We start from the raw sequence: 1,755 nt of genomic DNA, 5'->3' as shown, positions 1-1,755 counted from the left end.
ACATCAACCAATAGTGTTCAGCCTTACAAGTATAATGGTAAGGAGTTGGATACGAGGAATGGATTGAACTGGTATGATTATGGGGCGAGGCATTATGATGCGGCGATAGGAAGATGGCATGCAATAGATCCAAAATGTGAAAAGTACAATTACTTGTCTCCATATGTTTATTGTAACAATGGCCCCATTGATAAAATTGATCCTACCGGAGAAGATTGGTATAGAGACAATAACGGCAACCTGCGTTGGGTAGAAGGTAGCGAAGAAATTGAGGGATGTGAAAGACTCGGTTCATCCGTTTCTATATCTCTGGGAGATGGTTTGTATCTTAACGCTTATCAGAATGGTGGTATCATTGCGAACCAAGCAGTCAATGCGTTCGACTTAATTGCCGGTAGCGGAAAATTACAGAAGCAGTTCTTAGGCAATCAAAGTCCTTTATCGGAAGACTCAAAATCAGCATTGTTCAATGGACTGACCAGCAGGGGAGTTGATGCAATAGCCCGTCCCGTAGGAGAGTTTCTGGTAGAACAGGGGGTTGCTTTGATGGGAGGCAAACTATTAGGTTGGGGAATTGGAAAGTTGGCCGGACAATTTGCCTCCAAAAGTAGCAGTGTTGCCCAAGCTGTGGAAGCTTCTTCTATCGGTAATGAAGCGGCTGTTGGAACCCATTCCGTTTACATAGGGAAAGATGCTTCGGGAACTATTCGATATGTAGGCATAACAGGTCGTGAGCCATCTGTCAGGTTTTTGGAACATTTACATTCGGGAACGGCAAGAGGTGCACTAAAATATGAAGTTGTTAAAGGTGCTAAAAATCTGACAAGAACTCAAGCCCGGGTATGGGAACAAACCTTAATTAACCGGTATGGAATGGAAAAAATGGAGGAACATTATTAAATAAAATCAATTCAATCGCCCCTAAAAACTGGGCAAAATATGGTATAAAATAATATGGGAGCAAAAAGAATCAGAACAAAAATTGGAGATGTCTTTTCGGTGAAAGTATCAGAATCCGGTATAAAGTATTTCCAACTGATAGCATTTGATCTAACTCAGTTGAACAGTGATGTTATCAGAGCTTTTAAAAAGGTGTATACTTTGGATGAACATCCTACGTTATCAGAAATAGTCAATGGCGAGGTGGAGTTTTATGCTCATTGTGTGACTAATTTTGGGCCTAAACTCTCTTTGTGGGAGAAAGTGGGAAGTATCGCTGATGTAGGAGATACAAGCCATATTCTATTCAGAAGTACAAGTGACGGGGTTCGTGAGCCGGGTGAAGAACCGATTCAGATATCACATAGGTGGTATGTATGGCATATCAATGACGAAAATTTTACCGATGTTGGGAAATTAGAAGGCGAAAACAGGAAAGCAGAAATTGGGATGGTTTTAAGTCCTTGGGATATTGTAGATCGTATAAAGACAGGAAAGTATAATTTTTGGTATCCTGATTTTGAATAACTGATCATTACCCTGATGTAAGTTATCTAATTAAAGATAATTTATATCAGGGTATTTTATATATTGGAATGTTTATTCCATAAATATTTACCAACTCTACCTGTTTAATACAGCGAACATTCTTCCTTACCAACCAGAACCGGCAAGGACTGGCGCATTAGCTGACCTTCTACCCTAAGCTGAGCGTTCGGATCTATTGCCTTTCTGCGGACAGCCTCACCTACCGGCAGGACTATGCGACGGGTACACTCGATTGTACGCAGACCACCGACGAGGACGGGCACATCT

3 protein-coding genes are annotated in these 1,755 nt (G+C 41.3%); 2 read left to right on the top strand and 1 reads right to left on the bottom strand.

The features are described from left to right. Both JCM17102_RS25355 and JCM17102_RS20885 read left to right on the top strand, forming a co-directional pair. The coding region (locus tag JCM17102_RS25355) for an RHS repeat-associated core domain-containing protein (RefSeq protein WP_148302091.1) at positions 1-900 on the top strand (900 nt) is incomplete at its 5' end. A 54-nt stretch (positions 901-954) separates the two neighbouring features. After that, positions 955-1,467, top strand: coding sequence for a hypothetical protein (locus tag JCM17102_RS20885; RefSeq protein WP_025076557.1), 513 nt, complete (start codon positions 955-957; stop codon positions 1,465-1,467). 104 nt (positions 1,468-1,571) lie between these two features. Here JCM17102_RS20885 and JCM17102_RS31065 read toward each other — a convergent pair. Continuing rightward, a partial coding sequence (locus tag JCM17102_RS31065; RefSeq protein ID WP_033887247.1) for a hypothetical protein occupies positions 1,572-1,755 on the bottom strand: 184 nt, incomplete at its 5' end.

The sequence above is a fragment of the Bacteroides faecichinchillae JCM 17102 genome, assembly GCF_000614145.1.
Taxonomy (GTDB): Bacteria; Bacteroidota; Bacteroidia; order Bacteroidales; family Bacteroidaceae; genus Bacteroides; species Bacteroides faecichinchillae.
This window is presented reverse-complemented; position numbering and strand designations above follow the sequence as displayed.

Bases quoted from the DNA above. Each gene is read 5' to 3' on its own strand.
- JCM17102_RS20885 (WP_025076557.1), top strand. From the start codon at position 955: ATGGGAGCAAAAAGAATCAGAACAAAAATTGGAGATGTCTTTTCGGTG.